Annotated in this window: 11 protein-coding genes and 1 tRNA gene; 4 read left to right on the top strand and 8 right to left on the bottom strand. The window is 38.9% G+C overall.

Annotated elements, in window-relative coordinates:
* The 3 genes from CBG25_RS05305 to CBG25_RS05295 form a co-directional block, all read right to left on the bottom strand.
* On the bottom strand, positions 1-87 hold an 87-nt coding region (locus tag CBG25_RS05305), incomplete at its 3' end, for a hypothetical protein (protein ID WP_290604312.1).
* 65 nt (positions 88-152) lie between these two features.
* A complete protein-coding gene (locus CBG25_RS05300; protein ID WP_290605076.1) occupies positions 153-350 on the bottom strand; it encodes a hypothetical protein in 198 nt (65 codons plus the stop codon).
* Positions 319-412 (bottom strand) — tRNA-Sec (locus CBG25_RS05295). Before CBG25_RS05295 ends, CBG25_RS05300 begins: the two co-directional genes overlap by 32 nt.
* 201 nt (positions 413-613) lie before the next feature.
* Here CBG25_RS05295 and prlC point away from each other — a divergent pair.
* The 4 genes from prlC (at position 614) to CBG25_RS05275 (ending at position 5,080) form a co-directional block, all read left to right on the top strand.
* On the top strand, positions 614-2,656 hold the full coding sequence (gene prlC / locus CBG25_RS05290; protein ID WP_290605074.1) for an oligopeptidase A: 2,043 nt from the start codon (positions 614-616) through the stop codon (positions 2,654-2,656).
* On the top strand, positions 2,657-3,424 hold the full coding sequence (gene rsmJ / locus CBG25_RS05285; RefSeq protein WP_290605072.1) for a 16S rRNA (guanine(1516)-N(2))-methyltransferase RsmJ: 768 nt from the start codon (positions 2,657-2,659) through the stop codon (positions 3,422-3,424).
* A gap of 231 nt (positions 3,425-3,655) precedes the next feature.
* Positions 3,656-4,774: a collagenase gene (locus CBG25_RS05280; RefSeq protein WP_290605070.1), complete on the top strand. Its 1,119-nt coding sequence runs from the start codon at positions 3,656-3,658 to the stop codon at positions 4,772-4,774.
* A 135-nt stretch (positions 4,775-4,909) separates the two neighbouring features.
* Positions 4,910-5,080: a hypothetical protein gene (locus tag CBG25_RS05275; protein ID WP_290605068.1), complete on the top strand. Its 171-nt coding sequence runs from the start codon at positions 4,910-4,912 to the stop codon at positions 5,078-5,080.
* 67 nt (positions 5,081-5,147) lie between these two features.
* On the opposite strand, the gene CBG25_RS05270 is transcribed toward CBG25_RS05275, so the two are convergent.
* From CBG25_RS05270 to CBG25_RS05250, 5 genes are all read right to left on the bottom strand, one after another.
* Positions 5,148-5,522 carry a Mor transcription activator family protein gene (locus CBG25_RS05270; RefSeq protein ID WP_290605066.1) on the bottom strand — a complete coding sequence of 125 codons (375 nt, stop codon included), beginning with the start codon at positions 5,520-5,522 and terminating at the stop codon, positions 5,148-5,150.
* A complete protein-coding gene (locus CBG25_RS05265; RefSeq protein ID WP_290605064.1) occupies positions 5,516-5,938 on the bottom strand; it encodes a regulatory protein GemA in 423 nt (140 codons plus the stop codon). Before CBG25_RS05265 ends, CBG25_RS05270 begins: the two co-directional genes overlap by 7 nt.
* A 130-nt stretch (positions 5,939-6,068) precedes the next feature.
* A complete protein-coding gene (locus tag CBG25_RS05260) occupies positions 6,069-6,248 on the bottom strand; it encodes a hypothetical protein (protein ID WP_290605062.1) in 180 nt (59 codons plus the stop codon).
* Between the two features lie 16 nt (positions 6,249-6,264).
* Positions 6,265-6,894: a LysE family transporter gene (locus CBG25_RS05255; RefSeq protein ID WP_290605060.1), complete on the bottom strand. Its 630-nt coding sequence runs from the start codon at positions 6,892-6,894 to the stop codon at positions 6,265-6,267.
* The gene (locus CBG25_RS05250) at positions 6,891-7,139 is read right to left on the bottom strand and encodes a hypothetical protein (protein ID WP_290605058.1); all 249 of its coding nucleotides are present in this window, start codon (positions 7,137-7,139) and stop codon (positions 6,891-6,893) included. Before CBG25_RS05250 ends, CBG25_RS05255 begins: the two co-directional genes overlap by 4 nt.
* Positions 7,140-7,294: the final 155 nt, after the last annotated feature.

The raw sequence follows: 7,294 nt of genomic DNA, 5'->3' as shown, positions 1-7,294 counted from the left end.
ATCAAGCCATACCGTGAGAGACCCGCGCTGCCTGAGTGCTTTGTTGTATGCAGGCCAGTTGGTGATTTTAAACTTTTGCTTTGCCATAGGGACCCGATGATGAAACGACTGTAGCGATCAGATCCCCTCAATCACCTAAAAGTTCGATTTATTCAACAAAGCCTTAGCGTACCCAAATTAGTTTTGTGCGAAACTCGTGTAAGAAACGAAAAATTTATGGTAGCTGTGGCTATCTGGATAAAACCGATATCAAGATAAAAAATAGCATTCTCTTTATCAGAAAGTTGGGGATTTTTGGTGATACTAATAGTTTGAGAATGGTGGAAGACCACAGGAGTCGAACCTGCCAAGGACCGCTGGCGGCCCCATCTGGATTTGAAGTCCAGCCACCCACCGGGGACGATGATCTTCCATGGAAAAATTGGCAATCATTATAATCTTATTTTCGGAAATTCTAAACCTAGGTATTTAAACAATCTGGCAAAAAAAAACAGATAAAATATTTGTCTTCATATTGAACTCAGCCGTTTGTAGCCATATCTTAATCACATCTCTTATTTAATATTTAATTGTACCTACCAAGTAGTATAATTAATCACAGGATGTTTTTATTATGACAAATCCTTTACTAACGAAATCTGTGTTACCTCATTTTTCAACCATTACACCGCAAGATGTTCTCCCTGCGATAAAAACCGTATTAGACAACTATCGGCAGACAATTGAGACCATAGTTAAAGAAAATAGCACCTTTAACTGGCACAATTTATGTCAACCATTAGAAGAAGCTAACAACAAACTCTCTCGAGCCTGGTCACCCGTAGGTCATCTCAATGCAGTAAAAAATAGCACCGAATTACGACAAGTATATGATACCTGTTTACCTATGCTATCAGAATTTAGTACCTGGATGGGACAACATACCGGTCTTTACCAAGCTTATAAATCGTTAAAAAATAGTGCTGAATTTGATACTCTCAATCAAGCACAACGTAAATCAATTGAAAATACGTTACGTGATTTTGAATTATCCGGAATTGGTTTACCAGTAGAAAAAAAGAAACGTTATGGTGAAATTGCTATTCGAATTGCCGAATTAAAAACTAAGTTTAGCAATAATGTGTTAGATGCAACGATGGGTTGGACGAAACTGATTAAAAATAGTGATCAGTTAACTGGCATACCGGAAAGTGCTCTTTTGGCAGCAAAAGCATTAGCTAAATCTAAAGGAGAAGGAGGCTGGTTATTCACGTTGGATATGCCAAGTTATCTGCCAATTATGACTTATGCTGATAATCGTCAACTACGCCAAGAAATGCATCACGCCTATAATACCCGTGCTTCTGATCAGGGACCAAACGCTGGTAAATGGGATAATAGTGACATTATGGATGAAATTTTAGCCTTACGTTACGAATTAGCACAATTACTTGGTTTTAATAATTTTGCTGAAAAATCTTTAGCCACTAAAATGGCCGAATCACCCAAACAGGTTCTGAATTTTCTTACCGATCTTGCGCAACGAGCCTACCATCAAGGTGAAAAAGCGCTTGCGGAATTGACCCAGTTTGCTAAGGATCACTACGGAATTGAGAAACTTGAGCCCTGGGATCTGGGTTACTATAGTGAAAAACAAAAGCAGCATAAATTTTCAATTGATAATGAACAACTACGTGCTTACTTTCCAGAACAACGGGTTATCAACGGTCTGTTCGAAGTCATTAACAGAATTTATGGTTTGACAGCAAAAGAGCGTCATGATGTGGAGATATGGCATTCCGATGTACGTTTCTTGGAATTATATAATGAACGTGGTGACTTATGCGGCAGCTTCTATTTAGATCTCTATGCCCGAGAAAATAAACGTGGCGGTGCCTGGATGAATAATTGTGCGGACAGATTAAAGCATATCAATGGTAGCTACCAAAAACCTGTGGCTTACCTAACCTGTAATTTTAACCAACCTGTTGGTGATAAACCCGCGCTGTTTACCCATGATGAAGTTATTACCTTATTTCATGAGTTTGGCCATGGTTTACACCATATGTTAACCCAAATTGATGTAGCGGATGTAGCTGGTATTAATGGGGTACCATGGGATGCGGTCGAACTACCTAGTCAATTTATGGAAAATTGGTGTTGGCAACCTGAAGCACTTACCTTCATTTCAGGTCATTATGAAACAGGTGAACCGTTACCAAAATCAATGTTAGATAATATGTTAGCAGCCAAAAATTATCAGGCCGCAATGTTTATTCTTCGTCAATTAGAATTCGGTTTGTTTGATTTTCGCTTACATACTGAGTATTCTCCGCAAAAAGGCGGCCAAATTTTATCAACCTTACGATCGATTAAACAACAGGTTGCTGTAGTGCCGTCACCCGAGTGGGGCCGTTTCCCTCATGCATTTAGCCATATTTTTGCCGGTGGTTATGGTGCCGGTTACTATAGTTATTTATGGGCCGACGTTTTAGCTGCCGATGCATTTTCACGATTTACCGAGGAAGGTATTTTTAATCGCAGTACTGGGTTATCATTTCTTGATAATATTTTAAGTCGTGGTGGTTCAGAGGAACCGATGGTACTGTTTGAACGTTTCCGCGGACGAAAACCTAAGCTGGATGCAATGTTACAAAGTTATGGTATTAATGTATAAATGGCAATTGATATCCAATTAATTTGTGAACCTGGCGCTTCTCAAAGCGCTTTATCGCTGATTGCTGACAAATGGCAACTTAAACACACGCCTGCTGCATTAATGGCATTAGTGCTAACACCCCAGTATTTACAATTAAAAAAATTGGACGAACCTAAATTAGGTGGCATTTATGTTGATTTTGTTTCAGGGGCAATGAGACACCGACGTAAATTTGGTGGTGGTCGAAATGAAGCTATTACCAAAGCAGTTGGCATCAAAAAATCCTATTTACCAACGATTGTTGATGCTACTGCCGGTCTTGGCAGAGATGCTTTTGTCCTTGCTGCACTAGGCTGCGAAGTCCGGCAGTATGAACGTCATGCCGTAGTTGCGGCGCTTCTTGATGACGGATTACAACGGGGTTACGCTGACGCTGAAATAGGAGGCTGGTTAAGACAGAGAATGACATTGCTACACGCTTCAAGCATCGATGCATTGACAACGCTGTCACCCGCACCAGATGTAGTTTATCTCGATCCGATGTATCCCCATCGACAAAAGAGTGCCTTAGTAAAAAAAGAAATGCGCGTTTTTCAATCGCTTGTTGGTAATGATGACGATGCTGACAGCCTTTTAATTCCGGCAATGACAATAGCTAAACGCCGGGTTGTGGTGAAACGACCCAATTATGCATCCCCCCTAGCAGCAATCTCCCCACAAGCGACGATCAAAACTAAAAATCATCGTTTTGATATTTATTCATTTTCAACTGATTCACTCCGTTAAATATTCATAAAAATAATAAATAACCAAAAATGTTGATAAAAAGCGAAATATTATATCAATATTAACTATTATATAAAAATATCCCCTATTTATTGTTCCAAAAATACCATTTTTTTAAAATAATATTCATATTATAAACATTAAAATAAACTTGCAATAACCTTAAAAAAAATGTAATTTAACAAATGTTATTGTTTAAATGGATATTGTTAATAATATTGGAGATAATTTGTGGATCATAAAATAAAACAACAGGATACATTTGATTATTATTTCAACACCAAAACCTCAAAACAAGAAATAACCATAACAGAAAAAATAAAAGTTATTCTTAATTATAGAAATCCCTCCCCCAAAAAACAAAATAAAATAATTGAAGAAATCCAACAGGCGGTAAATGATTTTAAAATTTTTGCTGATTTAAAATATATTAAATCAAGCGAAAAGCCACTTGAAATATATATATTCGATAATAACGAAGATTACCAACATTATGGTAAAGAAAAAGGTTTAGGAACCGAGGGTGGTAAATTTTATTCAGGAAATCCACCGACCATATATGTATATCAACAGGGCAATGTTTTTAATCTTAAACATGAGTTTACCCATTATTTAACTAATATAAATATAACTAATGAAGCTCACTTACCTACCATATTAAAAGAGGGCATCGCTGATTATATTGAATATTTTTCCGATAATAAATTTAATGCCCAAGCAAATAGCATTGATCTAACTGAAGATGAAATAAAATCAAAAAATATATCTGAGTTCTTAAAATTAAAATATTCAAATGACTTTCATGAAAATGCCAAGGTTTATAAAGTAGGTCTTGCTCTTACTATGTATTTAAAAGCAAAAAAACCTGAATTGTTAAAAAATCTTTTACATAATGAAAATCCAGAAAAATATTTAGAGCTAATTAAAAATGAAAATGATAATTTTAAAAATTGGCTTAATGAAAATAATAGCGATAATGCCATGCAAAAAATAAATGCTTTAGAAGTGACTAAAGGTGAATTTATTGCTAGCAAAAAAGAAATAATAGATGGTGAAATTAAAAATGTAAATTATTATACCGCTGATATAAAAAGTTTAGAAACAAAAGAATTTGTTGGTAAATTTGCCACTGTAGAATACAAAGGTTATGGTAATTATATTCGTTGCTATAATGCAGCATCTAGAGATTATTTCGATATTAAAATAACCGGTGATTATCACTATTTAAAATTAATTAAAAATAATAACAATGAAATTAAATTAGTGTTTACCAATGAAGATGGCACTAAATATTTTACCGATAGTTATGAATATCAACATAAACTCAAAATACGATCAAAAAATTTTTGAGGGAAAAATAACTGAAGAAAGAGTAAATGAAATAATTGCTCAATTAATAGAAATTAACCCTAATGCGCTAATTAATATGAACTTAGCCAATAAACCTTTAGGCACTATTTTCAATGTAAAAAACTCGGTAAGGGTATGGTCAGTGCATTATCTTTATATGATGGAGAAGAAAAAGTTAGCGAATTACTTAGCGAAACCGGTTTCTTCAAACAAATTGATGGCCAACAGCAAAAATCCTTTGTTTTCACGAGTTTCGCACAGGCATATAAAGTTCTAAAAATATCTAAAATAATGTTTTATCCGTAAGATATTTTATAATATAAAATATATATTTATTTCAATAACTTATGTGTTAATTAGCAATTTTTGCGAATTATATATTATGTCGAATTGAACTTAAAAATAACTTGTTTATTTGTTGGTGCGAAACTCGTGTCTTAATCCGCTTGACTACCGAGTAAATCCACTGCAGTGAAACTTTGTATTTACGCGCCAGGGCATGATGGTTATGCCCATTGAAATCGGCAAATATCTCCCGATCCCGCTGGTTAATTTTCCACATCAGCCCCATCGGAAAATAAACGTTCTGCCCGCCCCAGACCCGCATCATTTGATTGGCGACGGCATCACCTATCTGGCTGGCAACAGCGGGGTCAATGTCGATAATCTGTCTGACGGTCTGTGCCGTGTGTTCGGCCAGTTCAACCAGTAACTCCGGCCCTTTGCTGCGAAAGGTATTCTCTAGCATGAGGTTGTCCTCGCCACGCGTTTTTGCCACTGCTTGAGTTTTTCGATAACTTGGCTAGCCTGAGGGTTATCCAGCCAATAAGGCGAATCACAGCCGGTTTCCCGTTTAACAAAGTGAGCAAGGGCTTTTGCCGAGGCATCACGGACGATGCCCTCATCGGCCATTGCCTGCCACAGGGCCTGTATTTTTTGGATTTGCGGACGGTCGCTCTGCTTTTTCGTCGTGGGTTGAGTAGACTGGATACGAAAGCCTTTGGCTTTTAGGGTCTCTAACACCCGAGCCAGTTGACCGATATTCAGGGCTTTTGCCGATGTTTCTCCCGTTAGCCTGTGCAGCAGCTGGCGGTAAGTCGTGTCGTCCAGCTTGAGGTGCTGGGCGGCAATATGGATTAACTGCAAGTATTTTTGTCGGGTCATCGGGGGTGTCCTTTATCGTCGTGGTCAGGATTCCTTATGCCATGAATAAAAAATAATCCTTCGGGTTTTGAAGGATTATAAAATGAATATCGTTATTATACAATTGAATGAATTGTACGTCTATTTTCTGCTATGACTTCTTCACGCAAATCGCCTTGGCATCTATATCCTTGACCGTTTCAAATTTTTCTGTGAACTGTTTGGCGGCCTGTTGACAGGCGGTTGCCGTGTCAAACTCCTGTGTATGCAGCGTGGAAAAAGCATTACCGGCATAAGGACTGGCGTATAGTGCTAAAATTAATATCCACATGATAATTTATCCTCTTTCACTGAATTAAGGTCGGGTGTTCAATAAAACAAAGGCTGACCGCAATGAACACCAGGAAACCGGCAAACAGGCGGTTTTGTTGTTTACGGGTTTCTGGTGATTGAAAATAAGGCCGTAAGCGGGCGGCAATGAGCGCGTAGAGCGTCATCATCAGCGCATCGACCACTACCATCGTCAAAGACATGAGGGTTATTTGTGGCCCTAATGGTTGGGCCGGATTAAGAAAGACCGGTAGTGTGGCAAGCAGGAAAGCGAGCGCTTTGGCGTTGGTGATATCGGTCAGAAAACCCCAGCAGAACCGYTGTGCGCTGCCGGTCAATGCTGCAACAGCGTAGGCATCCARGATGACCGGCGCGCGCCAGGTTCGGTAGGCGGCAAACAGTAGCCAGAGTACGCTAATGCACTTTAGAATAAGCCAGGCTGTTGCTGAGGCGCGCAATGCCTCAGCACCCAGTGCCACAATCGGCACCATCAAGGCTAACGCGGTCGCCTGACCGGCAATAAGCGGTAGCGTCTTGCGCCATCCCCGCTGGAAAGCATGATTAAGGGTGAGGATAGCGCCAGCGCGCGGTAATACCGCATTAAGCAAGACACCGCCTAAAAAAACTAACCAAAGGTCAAGGTTCATGGTTTATTTCCTTCGTGCGTTTGATGATGGGGTGGGATTGATGTTGAGGTCGTCTTTGCCCTCATACCCGTTAAAGGATTAATATCCCAGTTAAGTACCCAGGCACCATATCGCTGTCCGCAATGGGGGCAGGCCAGGATGAGATCAATCCCCCACTCGCCGCTTTCCGGTTGTTGAGTAATCTCTGCCTGGGTAGGATTCAGGTGTCGGGTTGCCTGATGGCAACTGATGCAGGTAATACTCATAACGTGTTTTCCTTATCTAATGTGACGATAAACTAGTTGCTGAATAGAGACTTGCATTTTTTGTCACGCTATTGAGAATAAAAAGAGGTTTAACTTAGAGAATAAAGGTTTGAAATGATCAACAAAGAGCGGCTGTTACGAGATAATCGTTTATG

The sequence above is a fragment of the Arsenophonus sp. ENCA genome (assembly GCF_002287155.1).
GTDB classification, from domain to species: Bacteria; Pseudomonadota; Gammaproteobacteria; order Enterobacterales; family Enterobacteriaceae; genus Arsenophonus; species Arsenophonus nilaparvatae.
Note: the sequence above shows the minus strand (reverse complement) of the source record. Positions and strands in the feature narration are given on the sequence as shown.

Excerpts from the sequence above, each read along its gene's own strand:
- prlC (WP_290605074.1), top strand. The coding sequence starts at position 614 with ATGACAAATCCTTTACTAACGAAATCTGTGTTACCTCATTTTTCAACC.
- rsmJ (WP_290605072.1), top strand. The coding sequence starts at position 2,657 with ATGGCAATTGATATCCAATTAATTTGTGAACCTGGCGCTTCTCAAAGC.
- CBG25_RS05275 (WP_290605068.1), top strand. The coding sequence starts at position 4,910 with ATGGTCAGTGCATTATCTTTATATGATGGAGAAGAAAAAGTTAGCGAA.
- CBG25_RS05270 (WP_290605066.1), bottom strand. The coding sequence starts at position 5,522 with ATGCTAGAGAATACCTTTCGCAGCAAAGGGCCGGAGTTACTGGTTGAA.
- CBG25_RS05265 (WP_290605064.1), bottom strand. The coding sequence starts at position 5,938 with ATGACCCGACAAAAATACTTGCAGTTAATCCATATTGCCGCCCAGCAC.
- CBG25_RS05260 (WP_290605062.1), bottom strand. The coding sequence starts at position 6,248 with ATGTGGATATTAATTTTAGCACTATACGCCAGTCCTTATGCCGGTAAT.
- CBG25_RS05250 (WP_290605058.1), bottom strand. The coding sequence starts at position 7,139 with ATGAGTATTACCTGCATCAGTTGCCATCAGGCAACCCGACACCTGAAT.